Origin of the sequence: Pseudomonas sp. UMAB-08, assembly GCF_900095225.1 — a bacterium.
In the GTDB taxonomy this organism is placed as follows: domain Bacteria; phylum Pseudomonadota; class Gammaproteobacteria; order Pseudomonadales; family Pseudomonadaceae; genus Aquipseudomonas.
Window position 1 is genome coordinate 511,956 of the sequence record NZ_LT607414.1, and the last position, 16,954, is coordinate 528,909.

Below are 16,954 nucleotides of genomic sequence, written 5' to 3' on the forward strand. Positions count from 1 at the left end.
GCATTCTACTCGCTGTGCAGGTTTGCATAAATCGACTCTGCGAGCTTTTTACTAATTCCGGGTGCTTTGGCTATTTCTTCAACGCTGGCGCGGGACAATTCCTGCAATCCACCGAAGTGTTTGAGCAGGTCGCGGCGCCGAGTCGGGCCGACACCGGCCACGCCCTCAAGAGTCGAGGTGCGCCGTGTCTTCCCGCGTCGCGCGCGATGCCCGGTGATGGCGAAGCGGTGAGCTTCGTCACGGATCTGCTGGATCAAGTGCAATGCCGGAGAATCGCCAGGCAAGGTGAACTCATGCGCAGCGTCGTTGAGGTACAGCGTCTCGAATCCTGCCTTGCGTGTGGCACCTTTGGCAACGCCCAACAGGATCAAATCGGGCACCGCCAGTTCGTTCAGTACATCGCGGGCCATGGATAACTGCCCCTTGCCGCCATCTACCAACAGGATATCGGGCAACTTGCCCTCTCCCTCTTTGAGCTTGCTGAAGCGACGAGTCAGGGCCTGGTGCATGGCTGCATAATCGTCGCCAGCCGTGACGCCTTCGATGTTGTAGCGCCGATAATCCGACTTTATCGGCCCTTCTGGACCGAAGACCACGCAGGAAGCGACCGTCGCCTCACCGCTGGAGTGACTGATGTCGTAACACTCAAGGCGCTGTGGTGATTCGTCGAGGTTCAATACCTTGGCCAGCGCGTCAAAACGAGCTGTCACGTGCTGACGGTTGGCCAGGCGTGCCGACAATGCCTGCTCGGCATTGGTCACGGCCAATTGTTGCCAGCGCGCCCGCGTACCCCGGACCCGATGACTGATGGTCATTTCATGCCCTCGCAACGCTTCAATCGCGTCGATCAAGGTCGGAAAGTCCTCATGAACCACGTTGACGATAACTTCGCTCGGCAGCTCACGGTCATGCCCCCCCAGGAAATACTGAGCCAGGAATGCTGCCATGACTTCGCCCACTTCCTCCTCGATACCCACCTGAGGAAAAAAGCTCTTGCTGCCCAACACGCGCCCACCGCGCACGCTGATCAAGTGAACACAGGCGCCACCCGGATTGACGAACGCCGCGACCACATCTACGTCGCCGGTTCCGCCGTCCATGCTCTGTTGATCCTGGACACGGCGCAAAAGCGAGATCTGATCACGCAGTTCGGCGGCACGTTCAAAATCCAGGGTCATGGCGGCTTTTTCCATGGCGGCATTAAGCTCGTCAGTCAGCGCGTTGCTGCGTCCCTCGAGAAACATGATCGAGTGCCGCACGTCCTGGGCATATACCTCAGGCTCGACCAGGCCGACACAGGGCCCCTTGCAACGCTTGATCTGGTACTGCAAACACGGACGGGTGCGATTCTTGAAATAGCTGTCTTCGCATTGACGAACCAGAAAGGTTTTTTGCAGCAGACTCAGACTTTCCCGAATAGCACCGGCGCTTGGATACGGACCGAAGTATCGACCTTTGGGCTTCTTTGCGCCGCGATGGATACTCAGCCGGGGGTAATCACTGTCCGACAGATAGACGTAGGGATAAGACTTATCGTCGCGCAGCAGGATGTTGTAAGGCGGCCGCCACTCCTTGATGAGTGTCTGCTCCAACAGCAGGGCTTCAGTCTCATTGGCGGTGATGGTGGTTTCGATCTGTGCGATTCGAGCGACCAGCGCACCGGTTTTGGGCGCGTGCCCCGTCTTGCGGAAATAGCTGGCAAGCCGCTTTTTCAGATTCTTGGCTTTGCCGACATACAGCAGACGTGCCTCGGCATCGAACATGCGATACACGCCGGGACGGCCACTGCAGGTTGAAAGAAATGCGCCTGGATCGAACGGTTGGGTCATTTCAGAGACTGGCATCGACCATGCCGTGACGTACCGCCAACAAGGCCAGTTCGACATCGCTGCTGATCGAGAGCTTTTCAAAGATACGGTAACGGTAGGTGTTCACGGTTTTGGGCGACAGGCACAGTTTATCGGAGATAGCCTGGACTTTCTGGCAACCCACGATCATCAGGGCAATCTGAATTTCGCGCTCCGACAGCAGGTCGAACGGCGAATTATTACTTTGCGGCTGAAAAGACTTGAGCGCGAGTTGCTGGGCGATCTGCGGGCTGATGTAGCGCTGCCCGGCAAAAACAAGCCGGATGGCCTGAACCATTTCAGCAAGGCCTGCACCCTTGGTCATGTAACCTGCCGCGCCTGCTTGCAACAGCCGGGTCGGGAATGGGTCATCTTCACACACCGTCACAGCCACAACTTTAATGTCGGGATGACTGCGCAGCAACTTGCGGGTTGCTTCCAGACCGCCTATGCCAGGCATCTTGACGTCCATCAACACAACATCGGGTTTTAGCTCACGCGCTTGTTTCAGGGACTCTTCACCTGAATCAGCCTCCCCGACTACCTGCAAGCCATCGATATCGGCCAACATCCGTGTAATGCCTGTTCGAACGAGATCATGGTCATCGACTACTAGCACCCTAATCAAGCAGACACCTCACAAAACGGTCATAACAAAGGCTGTGACCTTAGCAAAAACGGCGCGCAAGACCTAGCCCGAAGCTCGGTATTGGTGCAAAGTCGATGCGTGGACAGCGTGTTACACACGCTACCACTAACGTATTCATATATTTGATTTTTTTCTGAAAACCTTAAAAGACAAGCCCGCTTACCCCTCCTCTGACGTTGCCTTATTGTTGGTTGCGTATGACGCAGACAGCTCAGCCATGGTCGTGGTCAGTCGCCTGATGGCGTCCTGGTCTTCTTTATGCAAGGTTCTGAAACTTCCCAGTATTTTTTCTTCCGTCTGGCTCAGGTTATCGACAGGCGTCGGGGTATGGGTGCCGGTGAGTACAAACAAAACGTCCACGCCTCTGGCTGCTACAGCCGCCAGATAATCCGCCTTTGGGGCGCGGTCGCCGCTTTCATACTTTCCCTGAGCATTCGCTTCTACACCACCTATTTCACCAAAAGCTCGTTGAGACAGCCCTAGGCGTTCTCTTTCTTTTCGTAGCCTGGAACCTATTCCACTCATTTGAATGCATAATCCTGTTGACCCCATCCTTACGAATGGTAGAATCGAGCTAAGTTAAACTAATTTGAACGGTTTTGAACTATGCCCGGAATACGCACCGCTGCACAAGCCAAGGCCTGGCTTGAACAACAAGGTAAATCTGTTCAGGAGTTCGCTCGGGAAAACAGCATTGACCCGGCCACTACCTATCAAGTACTTGCAGGGCGCAAAAAAGGTCGGCGCGGAGAAGCTCACAAAGTAGCAGTTTTGCTGGGAATGAAAATCGGCAGCATACCCACCGACAAAGTGTTGGGTCCCGCATTGGCGCTCGACTAACGCCCGCAAACGATGCATCGCCTCACAGTACCTTGGTTGATGTACCTGTTGAAACAGTCTAGACGAAGCGTGGTCGATTACTCTCGGCAAACAGCTGAGCCCTCTAATATACGCTCCATCCAGAACAACGCCTTCTCTTGCCCGACAACCTCGTAGCCCTGCCGTCGATACAATTGCACCGCTGGATTACTTTTAAACACTTTCAGCCGGATGCTCCTGGCCCCTAACGCGTAAGCCATCGACGTTATCTGCCCCATCACCCACCCCCCGATGCCCTCGCCTCGGTAGGGTTCGCACAACTGCACATCGCGCAGATACAAATAGTGCGGCTCCAGGCTGAAACTGAGAAAGCCGACAGGCTTGTCTGCCTTGTTGATGATGAAGCTCTGGCGTGCCTCCCACTCATCATCAAACGACTGCCCCTGCCAAACCCGAGCATATTCGGCGTAATACTCACGCATATTCACCCTCGTCAGCTCACGAGCAAAACTCAGATCGGCAGCGGTGGCCTTGCGAAGCTTCACAGTCATCCCTACCCCCTAGCGCTTCAATCAACCACAGGCACAGCCCTGGCTGATCAGCCTTGCAAATCCCGATTGGCTATCCGTGACAGATCTCCGCCAGCACTGGCAGCACGCAAAAGACGTAGTGTTTTGAGACCCGATGGAAATACCCCATTGAACCCAAAGCCCTGTCTACAGTAAGCTCACTGTACCTACTGGAGAGCCGCCATGTCGCACATCCAATCGCCGAACTGCAATTTTACCAGCGTCCAACGCCCGGTAACGGCAGTGGCTGCGTGGAATGTACAATGCGCAGTCTCCCAGCAGGTCAACTCTTATTTTGGGTATTGGTTTAGCCACTGGCGCGCCTGATACCCATACGGCGCCCACACTAAAAGGGCCTCCAACCAGAGAATTCTCTACCCCCGGCCGGCTACCCGACCGGGGGTTTTGTTTTTTCGGGCCACCAGAAACATCTGCTTGTACTGAATTGCAACCCCATTGAATCGAATCAAGGAACACGACATGAACTACGCCACTTATTACCGCAACGACATCAGCTTCATCTGGCGATTTAGCAGCCTCCGCTCGGGACAGCCTGCCGCCTCCGACCGGTCACTTTCAGGTGGCAAGACAGCACTAAAGGCCAGTGCGGCCAATTGTCGAACACCCCAATAGGGCGTCGAGTGCGGAAATCCCCCGCGCCCGCCCAGGAAGCCAGAACATGAACTCATCCGTCGCCGTAAAACCCCTTTCTGACCTGTTGCCCCACAGTGTGACCCTGATCGACAGCGTCCCTGCCCCACAGCGTCTACCCAGCACCCTGCAACTCAAACACCAGTTGCCCCTCGACATTGCCCTTAGCCATCAGGTTGCAGCCCATCGCCAAGCGGCCCGTGCGATTCTCGACGGTGAAGACTCCCGTCTGTTAGTGATCGTCGGCCCTTGCTCGATCCACGATCCGCGCTCTGCCCTCGAATACGCCGAACGTCTGGCGAAGCTGTCCGCCGAGGTCGACGATCAACTGATGCTGGTGATGCGTGCCTACGTCGAAAAACCACGCACCACGGTTGGCTGGAAAGGATTGGCCTACGATCCGCAGCTTGATGGCAGTGACGACATGGCCGGTGGCCTGGCACTGTCCCGCGAACTGATGCGCGACATGCTGCGTATGGGCCTGCCCATCGCCACCGAAACCCTGCAGCCCATGGTAGCCGGTTACTTCGACGATCTGCTCAGTTGGGTGGCCATAGGCGCAAGGACCACCGAATCACAGATCCATCGAGAAATGGCCAGTGGTTTGGCAATGCCTGTCGGCTTCAAGAACGGCACGGATGGCGGAGTCGCGATTGCTACCGACGCCATGCGTTCAGCGGCGCATGCGCATCGGCATTTCGGCATTGATCGACACGGTCATCCAGCGATCATTGAAACCCAGGGCAACCCGGACACGCACATGGTCTTGCGCGGCGGTCATCGCGGGACCAACTACGACAGTCAAAGCATTGCGAGCGTACGCACCAGCCTGGAAAAGGTCGGCATCCCGACGCGAATCATGGTCGATTGCAGCCACGCCAACAGTGGCAAAGACCCGTTGCGTCAGCCTGAAGTATTCAACGATGTGCTTGAGCAGCGCTTGCAGGGCGACCGGTCGTTGATCGGCATGATGCTGGAAAGCCATCTGTTTGAAGGGTGCCAACCACTGAGCGAAACCTTGCGTTACGGAGTTTCGGTCACAGATGGTTGCCTGGGCTGGGACGGTACCGAGCAGTTATTGCGCGACGCGGCGACCGCCTTACGGCGTCAGGCAGCGAGCACATGTTGACCGGAGCAGGAAATCGGCTGGCAGCCCGTAGCCGACCTGCTTTTTTTCAGCCATAAAAAGCATCTGGATCGCGCGGTTATCCCGGCACAGGTTGTCGGGAACCCTCCCGGTCGCTCTCCGAAACAAGACCCGGTGGACGTGCATGCCGCTGCACGCCACGCAGTCTGCCGGACTGGCCCTCAACCACTGAATCAAGCGCCTGTGTCGCCGGCACTACCGAGGCAAAATCCAGGGCCATTGCGACGGCCCATCTGCAGCTAATGTGGTTTGCACATTCCAGGCAAACACACAGGTCAACGATGAACGCTCACGCGACAACAAAATTCCCCATACTGCTGGTCCACGGCCTGCTCGGCTTCGAGCGGATCGGCAACATCACCATTTTTCATGGCATCAAAGAAGCGCTGGAAAACGCCGGCGCCCGGGTGTACGTACCCTCCCTGTCCGGCGCCCACAGCAACGAAGTCCGTGGTGAGCAACTGCTCGTACAGATCGCCCACATCCTGGAGCAAACCGGCTCACAGAAAGTCAATCTGATTGCCCACAGCCAAGGCCCGCTGGCGGCGCGTTATGCCGCTGCGACCCATCCAGAACACATCGCCTCGGTAACGTCTGTCAGCGGCGCCAATCATGGCTCGGAGCTGGCGGACCAGCTGCGTAAAGCTTTTACGCCTGGAGCACTACCGGAAAAAGTTGCTGCCACCCTGACCGCAGGGTTTGCGCACTTTTTGGCCTTGCTCAGCGGTAATCCCCAACTGCCGCAAGACACCCTACAGGCGCTTGACGCATTGACCACAGAAGGCGTCGCCTCATTCAACCAAAAATACCCGCAAGGCCTGCCCGCAATCTGGGGAGGTGAAGGCGCTGAGCAGGTGGACGGTGTGCGTTATTACTCCTGGAGCGGGGTCATCAAAGGAACGCTATTCGAAGAAGGGCATAACATCGTGGACCCGCTGCACTTGGCGTGTCGCAGCTATGCACAATTATTCCAGAACGAGAAAGAGCAAAATGACGGCTTCGTCGGCCGTTACAGCTCGCACTTGGGCAAGGTGATCCGCTCGGACTATGCGATGGATCACCTGGACACGGTGAATCAAACTGCAGGCGCAGTGCGAAAAGGCGTCGACCCGATCAAGCTCTATGTGGAACACGCCATGCGGCTTAAAAGCGAAGGTTTATAAAACATCCAAAGCGAAGCTGACCGCTGGGACGCTGGAAGGAACTTTCGCGAGAAATGCCTTCCTTAATCCGGTAGGCTCTTCCTTTTTTTGACAGGAGTACGTTCCCATGGCTAAAGCCACTGCCCGCCACATCCTTGTTGCCAGCGAAGAAAAGTGCAACGAACTGAAAACCCAAATCGAAGCCGGCGCTGATTTCGCCGAAGTCGCCAAAGCCAATTCGAGCTGCCCGTCCAGCCGTCAAGGCGGCGATCTGGGCTCGTTCGGTCCAGGCCAGATGGTTAAGGAATTCGACACTGTCGTGTTCAGCGCGCCAGTCAACGTCGTACAAGGCCCCGTGAAAACCCAGTTCGGTTATCACTTGCTGGAAGTGACCAGCCGCCAGGACTGATAGTCCGCCGCTGATCGCCTCAAACGGCCCGTCTGCCTGACGGGCCGTTTTTATGTGTGCTCCCTCCTCTCCAGCACTCCCCAATGGCCTGGGTCATTCAAGCCATTCATGCCACCGGGCAAAAAAACAGATTGTGCAACTTCATATGTCAGTGACATCGTTACCGCGCGGCTATTCACTCTCGGCATTCAGACACAATGCAGCCTGTGACCCAGCAGGTTTCTTCAAGGCCTTGGTTTTTTACCCTTAACCCTGACATTCGCTTGCGAACGTCAGTCAGGATCGAGCAATGCGTTTTGTTTTTTCATCACTGATTTTCGCAGCGCTAGCCTTGATTTCAGGCTTTCAATACGTGTCCGCAGCCCCCCAGCATGCCCTGACTGTCTATGGCGAGCAGCCCAAATATCCAGCCACATTCACCCACTTCGACTACGTCAACCCTGATGCCCCCAAAGGTGGCAGCATGCGTCGTTCGGCGCAGGAAATTGGCCAGTTCGACCACTTGCTGCCCTATATCGACAAGGGCACCGGCGTCTCGCAGCTCAGCGGCCTGCTCTATTCCCCGCTCGCGGTGCGCTCGCTGGACGAGCCCTACACGGTTTACGGTTTGGTCGCGCAGCAGATGGAGCGCAGTGAAGACGGCTTGTCCTTGCGTTTCTTCCTCAATCCCAACGCACGTTTCGCTGATGACACGCCGATAACCGCTGAAGATGTGCGTTACACCTTCAATCTGCTGATGACCCAGGGCAGCCTGCAATACCGCACTCAGTTCGAAGAAGTGAAGAACGTCGAGGTCGAGTCGCCGACACAGATCCGCTTCGACTTCAAAAACAATGATAACCGCACCCTGCCGTTGGATCTGGCCTCACTGCCGGTTTTCCCCGAGCATTGGTGGAAAACCCGCGACTTCGCGAACGGTGGCGGTTTTGAAATTCCGTTGGGCAGCGGTCCCTATAAAGTGAGCAAAGTCGATGCCGGACGTAGCATCACGTTCGAACGCGACCCGAACTGGTGGGGCAAGGACCTGCCGGTCAGCCGCGGTTTCTATAACTTCGATCAGTTCAGCGTCGAATACTTTGGCGACATCGACGTTGCCCGCCAAGTGCTGCGCGGCGGCGCCTACGATTACAACCGTGAGTACTCGGCAACCAGCTACTCCATCGGTTATGACAGCCCAGCCCTGAGCGATGGTCGCTTGCAAAAGGCGCAGTTGGCCAAAGGCGCCATACAGAGTTCGCAGGGGTTTGTTTTCAATCTGCAACGGCCCATGTTTCAAGACCGCCGGGTACGCGAAGCGTTGTCCATGCTCTGGGATTTCGAGTGGAGCAACCGGCAGATGATGCACAACGTGTATGTGCGTCAGAGCAGCTACTTCTCTAATGGACCGCTGGCTGCTGATCACGCCGCCAGTGCTGAAGAGTTGAAGATTCTCGAGCCATTGCGCGGCCAGGTTCCGGGCGAGGTATTCACCCAGGTATTCCAGGCGTCGAAAACCGATGGCTCAGGGTTCATCCGCGACAAGCAGTTAAAGGCTCTAGGGCTGCTGGAAGAAGCGGGCTGGATGCCCCAGGGCGACAAGTTGGTCAACGCTGCTGGCGAACCACTGAGTTTCACTTTCCTCAATGGCCAGGCCGGGTTCGAGCGACTGCTACTGCCTTACAAGCGCAACCTGGCGCAAATCGGGGTTACGTTCGACATTCGCCGCATCGACGCTGCGCAGTACCTCAATCGAGTTATGGCCCGGGATTACGACATGATCGTCAGCGGCTATCCGGTGTCGTCCTCGCCCGGAGCGGAGTTATATAACTGCTTCGGCTCCAAAGGCGCCAAGGACCCAGGCTCGAGCAACTACATGGTGTTACAGGACCCCGCTGTCGACAGCCTGATCAGTAATTTGGTCAAGGCCGATAAAAAATCGACCATGGTCAACTACGCCCACGCCCTGGACCGGGTGTTGCAATGGGGTTACTACTGGATTCCCAACTATTACCCGCCTGGCTCGGCCACCGTCTGGTGGAACCGTTTTGGCATTCCAGCCGTGCAGGCGAGCAACGGTGAAGCCGTCGAGACCTGGTGGGAAATCAGCCCGGCTGCGCTGACAAACGAGCAATTCGCGGCCAAGCGCGGTGCTTCGGCCAACCCAGCGGAGGTGAATTGAATGCTCGGTTATCTGCTGCGACGGTTGCTACTGATCATCCCCACGCTGCTGTGCATCCTGCTGGTCAATTTTTTTATCGTTCAGGCTGCACCTGGCGGTCCGGTAGAACAGGCGATTGCCCGACTGCAAGGCATCGGCGGCGCCAGCACTGCAGTCGGTGGCGCGGCGGCAGAGTCGGTCGGCGGCAGCAATGCTTCACGCGCCAGTCGCGGCCTTGATCCCAAGCTGATCAAGGAAATTGAACACCAGTATGGCTTTGACAAACCGCTCCACGAACGTCTCTGGCTGATGCTCAAGAACTACGCCCAACTGGATTTTGGCAACAGCTTCTTTCGCGGCGCCAAAGTGACAGACCTGATCCTGCAGAAGATGCCCGTCTCGATATCTCTCGGGCTGTGGGCGACGCTGATCACCTACCTGATCTCGATTCCGCTGGGCATCCGCAAAGCCGTCAAACATGGCAGCCACTTCGATATCTGGAGCAGCACCGCCATCATCATCGGCTATGCCATGCCGGCCTTTCTGTTTGCCATGTTGCTGGTAGTGGTATTTGCCGGTGGCACTTCATTGAACTGGTTCCCGGTGCGCGGCCTGGTGTCGGAAAACTTTCAGCAATTGTCGACGGTGGGCAAGATCGCCGATTACTTCTGGCATCTGGTACTGCCTGTGGCGTCCTTGGTGATCGGCGGTTTTGCCACACTGACCATCCTGACCAAAAACTCGTTTCTCAACGAAGTCACGCGTCAATACGTGGTCACGGCGCGGGCCAAGGGGTTAAGCGAGCGTCGCGTGCTGTACGGCCATGTGTTCCGCAACGCCATGTTGCTGGTGGTAGCGGGCATTCCTCAAGCATTCATCAGCGTATTTTTCGCCGGTTCGCTGTTGATCGAAGTGATCTTCTCCCTCGATGGCCTGGGCCGCATGAGCTACGAAGCGGCTGTGTCGCGGGACTATCCAGTGGTGTTCGGCTCGTTGTTCATCTTTACCCTGTTCGGCCTCGTGATAAAACTGATCGGCGATGTCTGCTACACGCTGGTCGACCCTCGAATCGATTTCAGTGCGAGGAACGCCTGATGTTCAGACTTTCCCCACTAGGCCGCCGCCGCTTCGATCGCTTTCGCCATAACCGTCGAGGCTGGTGGGCACTATGGCTATTCGTCGGGCTGTTCCTCCTGACCCTGGGCGGCGAATTGATCGCCAACGACAAACCGCTGGTACTCAGTTACCAGCATTCGTTGTATTTCCCGGCGTTCAAACGCTACACCGAGCAGGAATTCGGCGGACAACTGCCCTTCCAGCCGGATTACCGAAGCGATTACGTGCGCACGTTAATCGCCAAGGACGGTGGCTGGATGCTGTTCCCGCCCATCCCTTTTAGCGACGACACACCCAACTATGAGCTGACCCGTCCAGCGCCCAGCCCACCGACCACCACCAACTGGCTGGGCACCGACGACCAGTCGCGCGACGTGCTGGCACGGGTGATTTTCGGGGCGCGAGTGTCGATCCTGTTTGCCTTGGCCCTGACCTTGATTAGCACGCTGATTGGCATTGCGGCTGGTGCGCTGCAAGGCTATTACGGAGGCTGGGTTGATTTGATCGGCCAGCGCTTACTGGAAGTCTGGTCCGGCCTGCCGGTGCTTTATCTGCTGATCATTCTGTCGGGGTTTGTCGAACCGAATTTCTGGTGGCTCCTGGGGATCATGGCGCTCTTCTCCTGGCTGACCCTGGTGGATGTCGTGCGCGCCGAATTTCTGCGCGGGCGCAACCTGGAATACGTCAAGGCAGCCCGAGCGCTGGGCCTGGATGACAGCAAGGTGATCATGCGCCATATCCTGCCCAACGCCATGAACGCCACCTTGAGTTACCTGCCGTTTATTCTGACCGGGGCGATCTCAACCCTGACCGCGCTGGATTTTCTCGGGTTCGGCATGCCTGCGGGCAGTGCCTCTTTGGGCGAACTGATCGGCCAGGGCAAGCAGAACCTACAAGCCCCCTGGCTCGGCCTGACGGCGTTCTTCACCCTGGCGCTCATCCTGTCCCTACTGGTTTTTATTGGCGAAGCGTTACGTGATGCCTTCGACCCGAGGTCTTGAAATGTCAGACACTCTGTCTGCAACGTCCGACAACCTGATTGAAATTCGCGACCTGACTGTCGCCTTCAATGGGCAGACCGTGGTCAACAACCTGAGCCTGGATATCCCGATCGGTGAGTGTCTGGCGCTGGTGGGTGAATCGGGCTCGGGCAAGTCGGTGACCGCCCACTCGATCCTGCAACTGCTGCCCAAAAGCGGCACGCAGACCACGGGGAGTATCCGTTATCGCGGCCAGCAGTTGATCGGTGCCGATGACAAAGCCCTGCGCGAACTCCGCGGCAACCGCATTGCCATGATTTTCCAGGAGCCGATGACCTCGCTCAACCCTTTGCACACGGTGTCCAAACAGATCGGCGAAACGTTGCTGCTGCACAAGGGCCTTAGCGGCAAAGCAGCCCAATGGCGAATTCTCGAACTGCTGGAACTGGTGGGCATCCAGCATCCACAAAAGCGCCTAAAAGCCTACCCGCATCAACTGTCCGGCGGCCAACGGCAGCGGGTGATGATCGCCATGGCACTGGCCTGCGAGCCTGAACTGCTGATTGCCGACGAGCCAACCACGGCCCTTGATGTGACGGTGCAACGCAAGATTCTGCTGCTGCTCAAGGAACTGCAACAACGCCTGAACATGTCGCTGTTGCTGATCAGCCATGACCTCAATCTGGTGCACAGCATCGCCCAGCGCGTGTGCGTGATGCGCGCGGGTGAAATCGTCGAGCAGTCCAACTGCCATCTGCTGTTCAAACATCCACAACATCCTTACAGCCGACTGTTGCTCGATGCTGAGCCTGCCGGCGAACCTCTGCCACGGGATAGCCGTGAGAAGGTGCTGCAGGTCGACAACTTGAGCGTGTGGTTTTCCATGGCTGGCGGCATTTTTGGTCGCCATAAGGAATACCTCAAGGCCGTCGACGACATCAGCCTTAGCATCCAGCGCGGCAAGACCCTGGGCATCGTCGGTGAGTCGGGCTCGGGCAAGTCCACGTTGGGCCAGGCGATCCTGCGGCTGGTCGAGTCGCGCGGCAGCATCCGCTTTCAGGGGCACGCGCTGGACGGCTTGAACCACAAGCAGATGCGGCCTTGGCGCAAGCAGATGCAAGTGGTATTCCAGGACCCCTACGGCAGCCTGAGCCCACGCATGTCGGTTGAACAGATCATCAGCGAAGGCCTCGAAGTTCACAGCGAACTCAGTCCAGCGCAGTGCGAAGCTGAAGTGATTCGGGTACTTGAAGAGGTCGGCCTTGACCCGCAAAGCCGTCATCGCTACCCGCATGAATTTTCCGGCGGGCAGCGCCAGCGCATCGCCATCGCCCGCGCCCTGGTGCTCAAGCCGGCCCTGATTCTGCTCGACGAACCGACCTCTGCGCTTGACCGCACCGTACAGAAACAAGTCGTCGCGCTGCTGCGTCAGCTCCAGGAAAAACACGGCCTGACCTACCTGTTCATCAGTCACGACCTGGCGGTGGTTAGAGCCCTTGCTCACGACCTGATCGTGATCAAGGACGGCAAAGTCGTTGAGCATGGCGCCAGCCATGATGTGTTCGATTCGCCGCAACACCCGTACACCAAGGAGTTGCTGGCAGCGGCTCATCCGGAGTTCGCTTGACCATGAAAGACAGTGACAGCCTCAAGGATTACACGCGAGTACGGCGGCTGGCGATTCGTTCGTTGTTCGAGATTATCGAGCAGTCCAGCGAAGGCACGGTCATCGTCGATAAAGAAGCACGCATCGTCTGGATCAACGAGCGTTATGCCCGACGCTTTGGGCTGCAAGACGCCAGCCTGGCGGTGGGGCAGCCCTGTGAAAGCGTGATTCCGGGCAGCCTGTTGCGCGAGGTGGTCAACAACGGCCGGCCAATCCTCCTGGACATGATGGACACGGCCAAGGACCCGTTGGTGGTGATGCGCTTGCCGATCCATGACGATGCCGGCGCGGTCATCGGCGCAATCGGCTTTGCCCTGTTTGACGAACTGCACGCCCTGTCGCCCCTGCTCAAACGCTACCTGAGCATGCAAGAAGAACTGGCGTCCACCCGTTCTTTACTGCGGGCGCGACAGGCCAAATACAGCTTCGCCCACTTTATCGGCACCAGCGCAGCCAGCCTGGAAGTCAAACGCCGGGCGCGACGCAGCGCGAGCACCGAATCACCTATTTTGTTGCTGGGCGAAACCGGCACCGGCAAAGAACTGTTGGCGCATGCAATCCACAGCGCTTCACCCAGGGCACACAAAGCCTTCGTCAGCATCAACAGCGCAGCCATTCCGGAAACCCTGCTGGAAGCCGAGTTCTTCGGCACCGCACCCGGCGCGTTTACCGGTGCTGACCGGAAAGGTCGGCCCGGCAAGCTGAAGATAGCTCAAGGCGGCACGCTGTTTCTCGATGAAATCGGGGACATGCCATTGCCCCTGCAAAGCAAATTGCTGCGGGTACTGCAAGAAAAGGAATACGAACCGGTCGGCTCGAATGAGGTGATTCAGAGCGATATCCGTCTGATCGCGGCGACCTCGACCGACCTTGAAGCGGCAATCAAGCGTGGCGAGTTTCGCGCCGACCTGTATTACCGCCTGAGCGTCCTGCCCATCAAGGTTCCACCGCTGCGAGATCGCCTGGACGACCTGCCCGCGCTCAGCGAAGCCATTCTGGAGGAACTGCGCAGCCAGCACGAACTGGACCACGAGGCCCTCACCCTGCTCGGCCAACATGCCTGGCCAGGCAATATCCGCGAACTGCAAAACGTCCTGGAGCGCGCCGCCTTACTGAGCGACGACCTGATCCTCGATGCCAACGAGATTCGGGCCGCCATCGGCACCCTTGTTCCAGTGAGCACACCCGCGATACCTCAAGGCCCTGCTGAATTAGAAACGTTCAGCGCTGCCCGTGAGCGATGTGATCGGCAATTGATTGAATCGACACTGTCGCGCTGTAAGGGAAATGTCATTGAAGCGGCCAAGCAGCTTGGACTAGGACGTTCTACGCTGTACAAAAAAATGACAGCGCTGGGGATTGTAGAGTCTCTTTAAAGAGATTTTAGTCTCTTTATGGAGACGTGCATTTCATAGATGATCCTCATCGCGGGCAAGCCCGCTCCTACATGGAAAACACCATCAGTGTAGGAGCGCGCTTGCCCGCGATGTCTCTGTTAAGAGACAAAAAAAGCGCTCTTATTTCCAGAAAAAATAAATAACCAATAAATTCATACACTTAGCGTAATGGCACGAAACTAGCTATACCTCATGCAGCGCGGTTCAACCGCAGCCAAAAAAACAATAACAACAGGAGACACTCAATGAGTGTAATCATCGCCTTAGCGGCCCTCGGGCTGTTGATGCTCGCTGCATACCGTGGCTATAGCGTTATCCTCTTCGCCCCCATTGCCGCCCTTGGCGCGGTGTTGTTGACCGATCCTTCGGCCGTAGCCCCTGCGTTTAGCGGGGTGTTCATGGAAAAAATGGTCGGCTTCGTCAAACTCTACTTCCCCGTCTTTCTGCTCGGCGCCGTGTTCGGCAAGTTGATTGAGCTGTCGGGATTCTCCCGCTCCATCGTCGCCGCAGCCATCCGGTTGCTGGGCACACGACAGGCCATGTTGGTGATCGTACTGGTCTGCGCCCTGCTCACCTACGGCGGTGTTTCCCTGTTCGTGGTGGTGTTCGCGGTGTATCCGTTTGCTGCCGAGATGTTCCGCCAGAGCGACATTCCCAAACGCTTGATTCCAGCCACCATCGCCCTGGGTGCGTTTTCCTTCACCATGGACGCCCTGCCCGGCACCCCACAGATCCAGAACATCATCCCCACGACCTTCTTCAATACCACCGCCTGGGCTGCACCGTGGCTGGGATTGGTCGGCACGCTGTTCGTGTTCTGCACCGGCATGCTGTATTTGCAGCGCCAACGTAACAAGGCTCAGCGCGCTGGCGAAGGCTACGGCACCGAACTGCGCAACGAGCCGGAAACCGCCGAGAACATCAAACTGCCCAACCCATGGATCGCGCTGTCGCCACTCTTGCTGGTAGGCATCATGAACCTGCTGTTTACCCGCTGGATCCCACAGTGGTATGGCAAGACCCACACCCTCAGCCTGCCAGGCATGGCGACACCGGTGCAAACCGAAATCGCCAAACTGACCGCGATCTGGGCAGTTGAAGCGGCCCTGCTGATCGGCATTCTGGCGGTGTTGGCGTTCGGCTTTAACGCCATTCGCGGCAAGCTGGCCGAAGGCAGCAGAAGTGCCGTCAGCGGTGCACTGCTCGCTGCGATGAACACGGCGTCGGAATACGGCTTTGGTGCGGTGATTGCCTCCCTGCCCGGGTTCCTGGTACTCGCCGATTGGCTGAAAAGCATTCCCAACCCGTTGGTCAATGAAGCCATCACCGTGACGTTACTGGCGGGCATCACCGGTTCGGCATCGGGTGGCATGAGCATCGCATTAGCGGCCATGTCCGACAGCTTTATCGCAGCGGCCCACGCGGCCAACATCCCGCTGGAAGTGCTGCACCGCGTGGCCTCCATGGCCAGCGGCGGCATGGACACCCTGCCGCACAACGGCGCAGTGATTACCTTGCTGGCGGTCACCGGCCTGACCCACCGCGAGGCCTATCGAGACATATTCAGCATCACGATTATCAAAACATTGGCGGTCTTCGTTGTGATCGGCACTTTCTACGCCACCGGCATCGTTTGAGGAATTGCACATGAGTCTTCAAGGAAAAACCGCACTGGTCACCGGCTCCACCAGCGGCATCGGCCTGGGCATCGCCCTGAGCCTGGCCAAAGCGGGCGCCAACCTGATACTCAACGGCTTCGGCGATGCCACAACCGTACTGGCCGAGGTCAGACAGTTTGGCGGCAAGGTCGGCCACCATCCAGCGGATGTCAGTGACCCCGCACAGATCGCCGACATGATCGCCTACGCCGAGCGCGAGTTCGGTGGCGTCGATATTCTGATCAACAACGCGGGTATCCAGTATGTGGCCCCGGTGGAAGAGTTCCCGGTGGAGCGCTGGGACTCGATCATCGCGATCAACCTGTCATCCGTGTTCCACAGCACCCGCCTGTGCCTGCCGGGAATGCGCACCAAGGGATGGGGGCGTATCGTCAACATCGCGTCAGTGCATGGCTTGGTGGGCTCAACCGGCAAGGCAGCCTATGTCGCCGCCAAGCATGGGGTGATCGGCTTGACCAAAGTGGTCGGGCTGGAAACCGCTGCCAGCCATATCACCTGCAACGCGATTTGCCCCGGCTGGGTTCTGACGCCGCTGGTGCAGCAACAAATCGACGCCCGCGGCGCCGTTGATGGCGACCTGGAAAAAGCCAAACATGATTTGCTGGCGGAGAAACAGCCTTCGCTGGAGTTCGTCACGCCGCCGCAATTGGGCGAACTGGTGCTGTTCCTCTGCAGTGCGGCCGGGAGCCAGGTGCGTGGTGCCGCGTGGAACATCGATGGCGGCTGGTTGGCGCAGTAAACGGAGC

15 protein-coding genes are annotated in these 16,954 nt (G+C 57.7%); 11 read left to right on the forward strand and 4 right to left on the reverse strand.

Annotated elements, in window-relative coordinates; all coding sequences use genetic code 11:
• Positions 1–5: 5 nt before the first annotated feature.
• The 3 genes from uvrC to K0F75_RS02250 form a co-directional block, all read right to left on the reverse strand.
• Entirely contained in the window at positions 6–1,829 is a 1,824-nt protein-coding gene (gene uvrC / locus K0F75_RS02240) for an excinuclease ABC subunit UvrC (RefSeq protein WP_219060366.1), read from the reverse strand.
• 1 nt (position 1,830) lies between these two features.
• Positions 1,831–2,475, reverse strand: a complete 645-nt coding sequence (gene uvrY / locus K0F75_RS02245; RefSeq protein ID WP_219060124.1) for a UvrY/SirA/GacA family response regulator transcription factor — start codon at positions 2,473–2,475, stop codon at positions 1,831–1,833.
• Positions 2,476–2,655: 180 nt separating this feature from the next.
• Positions 2,656–3,021: a helix-turn-helix domain-containing protein gene (locus tag K0F75_RS02250; RefSeq protein WP_219060125.1), complete on the reverse strand. Its 366-nt coding sequence runs from the start codon at positions 3,019–3,021 to the stop codon at positions 2,656–2,658.
• Between the two features lie 81 nt (positions 3,022–3,102).
• Between K0F75_RS02250 and K0F75_RS02255 the strand changes: the two genes are divergently transcribed.
• A complete protein-coding gene (locus K0F75_RS02255; protein ID WP_219060126.1) occupies positions 3,103–3,336 on the forward strand; it encodes a DNA-binding protein in 234 nt (77 codons plus the stop codon).
• 77 nt (positions 3,337–3,413) lie between these two features.
• Here the strand turns inward: K0F75_RS02255 and K0F75_RS02260 are convergent, their stop codons facing one another.
• Positions 3,414–3,866, reverse strand: a complete 453-nt coding sequence (locus tag K0F75_RS02260; RefSeq protein WP_219060127.1) for a GNAT family N-acetyltransferase — start codon at positions 3,864–3,866, stop codon at positions 3,414–3,416.
• A gap of 697 nt (positions 3,867–4,563) precedes the next feature.
• Between K0F75_RS02260 and K0F75_RS02265 the strand changes: the two genes are divergently transcribed.
• The 10 genes from K0F75_RS02265 (at position 4,564) to K0F75_RS02310 (ending at position 16,947) form a co-directional block, all read left to right on the forward strand.
• On the forward strand, positions 4,564–5,664 hold the full coding sequence (locus tag K0F75_RS02265) for a 3-deoxy-7-phosphoheptulonate synthase (protein ID WP_219060128.1): 1,101 nt from the start codon (positions 4,564–4,566) through the stop codon (positions 5,662–5,664).
• Between the two features lie 299 nt (positions 5,665–5,963).
• Positions 5,964–6,845, forward strand: coding sequence for a triacylglycerol lipase (locus K0F75_RS02270; RefSeq protein ID WP_219060129.1), 882 nt, complete (start codon positions 5,964–5,966; stop codon positions 6,843–6,845).
• Positions 6,846–6,951: 106 nt separating this feature from the next.
• A complete protein-coding gene (locus tag K0F75_RS02275; protein ID WP_219060130.1) occupies positions 6,952–7,233 on the forward strand; it encodes a peptidylprolyl isomerase in 282 nt (93 codons plus the stop codon).
• Between the two features lie 289 nt (positions 7,234–7,522).
• Positions 7,523–9,391 carry an extracellular solute-binding protein gene (locus K0F75_RS02280; protein ID WP_219060131.1) on the forward strand — a complete coding sequence of 623 codons (1,869 nt, stop codon included), beginning with the start codon at positions 7,523–7,525 and terminating at the stop codon, positions 9,389–9,391.
• Positions 9,392–10,465, forward strand: coding sequence for a microcin C ABC transporter permease YejB (locus K0F75_RS02285; protein WP_219060132.1), 1,074 nt, complete (start codon positions 9,392–9,394; stop codon positions 10,463–10,465). It abuts the gene before it with no gap.
• Positions 10,465–11,487 carry an ABC transporter permease gene (locus K0F75_RS02290; RefSeq protein ID WP_219060133.1) on the forward strand — a complete coding sequence of 341 codons (1,023 nt, stop codon included), beginning with the start codon at positions 10,465–10,467 and terminating at the stop codon, positions 11,485–11,487. The genes K0F75_RS02285 and K0F75_RS02290 overlap by 1 nt, the downstream gene beginning before the upstream one ends.
• A complete protein-coding gene (locus tag K0F75_RS02295; protein WP_219060134.1) occupies positions 11,465–13,093 on the forward strand; it encodes an ABC transporter ATP-binding protein in 1,629 nt (542 codons plus the stop codon). The genes K0F75_RS02290 and K0F75_RS02295 overlap by 23 nt, the downstream gene beginning before the upstream one ends.
• Before the next feature lie 2 nt (positions 13,094–13,095).
• Complete coding sequence (locus K0F75_RS02300) at positions 13,096–14,508, forward strand: sigma-54-dependent Fis family transcriptional regulator (RefSeq protein WP_219060135.1); 1,413 nt, start codon at positions 13,096–13,098, stop codon at positions 14,506–14,508.
• Positions 14,509–14,774: 266 nt separating this feature from the next.
• On the forward strand, positions 14,775–16,166 hold the full coding sequence (locus K0F75_RS02305) for a GntP family permease (protein WP_219060136.1): 1,392 nt from the start codon (positions 14,775–14,777) through the stop codon (positions 16,164–16,166).
• Between the two features lie 10 nt (positions 16,167–16,176).
• A complete protein-coding gene (locus K0F75_RS02310) occupies positions 16,177–16,947 on the forward strand; it encodes a 3-hydroxybutyrate dehydrogenase (protein ID WP_219060137.1) in 771 nt (256 codons plus the stop codon).
• Positions 16,948–16,954 lie beyond the last annotated feature (7 nt).

Coding starts and splice junctions, on each gene's coding strand:
- uvrC (WP_219060366.1), bottom strand. CDS start 1,829: ATGACCCAACCGTTCGATCCAGGCGCATTTCTTTCAACCTGCAGTGGC.
- K0F75_RS02250 (WP_219060125.1), bottom strand. CDS start 3,021: ATGAGTGGAATAGGTTCCAGGCTACGAAAAGAAAGAGAACGCCTAGGG.
- K0F75_RS02255 (WP_219060126.1), top strand. CDS start 3,103: ATGCCCGGAATACGCACCGCTGCACAAGCCAAGGCCTGGCTTGAACAA.
- K0F75_RS02260 (WP_219060127.1), bottom strand. CDS start 3,866: ATGACTGTGAAGCTTCGCAAGGCCACCGCTGCCGATCTGAGTTTTGCT.
- K0F75_RS02265 (WP_219060128.1), top strand. CDS start 4,564: ATGAACTCATCCGTCGCCGTAAAACCCCTTTCTGACCTGTTGCCCCAC.
- K0F75_RS02270 (WP_219060129.1), top strand. CDS start 5,964: ATGAACGCTCACGCGACAACAAAATTCCCCATACTGCTGGTCCACGGC.
- K0F75_RS02275 (WP_219060130.1), top strand. CDS start 6,952: ATGGCTAAAGCCACTGCCCGCCACATCCTTGTTGCCAGCGAAGAAAAG.
- K0F75_RS02280 (WP_219060131.1), top strand. CDS start 7,523: ATGCGTTTTGTTTTTTCATCACTGATTTTCGCAGCGCTAGCCTTGATT.
- K0F75_RS02285 (WP_219060132.1), top strand. CDS start 9,392: ATGCTCGGTTATCTGCTGCGACGGTTGCTACTGATCATCCCCACGCTG.
- K0F75_RS02290 (WP_219060133.1), top strand. CDS start 10,465: ATGTTCAGACTTTCCCCACTAGGCCGCCGCCGCTTCGATCGCTTTCGC.
- K0F75_RS02295 (WP_219060134.1), top strand. CDS start 11,465: ATGCCTTCGACCCGAGGTCTTGAAATGTCAGACACTCTGTCTGCAACG.
- K0F75_RS02300 (WP_219060135.1), top strand. CDS start 13,096: ATGAAAGACAGTGACAGCCTCAAGGATTACACGCGAGTACGGCGGCTG.
- K0F75_RS02305 (WP_219060136.1), top strand. CDS start 14,775: ATGAGTGTAATCATCGCCTTAGCGGCCCTCGGGCTGTTGATGCTCGCT.
- K0F75_RS02310 (WP_219060137.1), top strand. CDS start 16,177: ATGAGTCTTCAAGGAAAAACCGCACTGGTCACCGGCTCCACCAGCGGC.